Origin of the sequence: Myroides odoratus, assembly GCF_001549985.1 — a bacterium.
GTDB lineage: Bacteria > Bacteroidota > Bacteroidia > Flavobacteriales > Flavobacteriaceae > Flavobacterium > Flavobacterium odoratum_A.
Genome location: NZ_LROZ01000077.1, coordinates 1 through 330, shown reverse-complemented (window position 1 = coordinate 330; position 330 = coordinate 1). Strand labels below are relative to the sequence as shown.

Here is a 330-nt window from a genome sequence, read left to right as displayed (position 1 = left end):
TTGAGGTCATCGCCCCGGGACAAAACGATGCCTTGCACCAAAACCGGTGCAAGCCAGGCGGTTGGGAACCAATCAAGAATATCCACGATCCGTACGTGCAAGAGATGGGAAGGTTTTCAGTGATGGAACACACACACAAGCTAGTAGGAGCATCAATGAAGTTCATCCGTGTGGTGAGTGGTGAGACTAGGCCGATGAGCGAAGGCAAAGAATACAGGCTTGTGGTTGAAGTGGCAGAACATATAATAACTTGTCCTCCAATGTTATCTGTTTCTGTCAAGTTTTACTTGGCAACTGTTCTGGAGAAGCCATTAGATCGATCTTGGCAAC

Annotated in this window: 1 protein-coding gene; it reads left to right on the top strand. The window is 47.6% G+C overall.

Features of this window, described 5'->3' with window-relative positions; genetic code table 11:
- Nucleotides 1-330: hypothetical protein (locus AWV75_RS18325; protein WP_156424223.1), on the top strand; the 330-nt coding region annotated here is incomplete at both ends.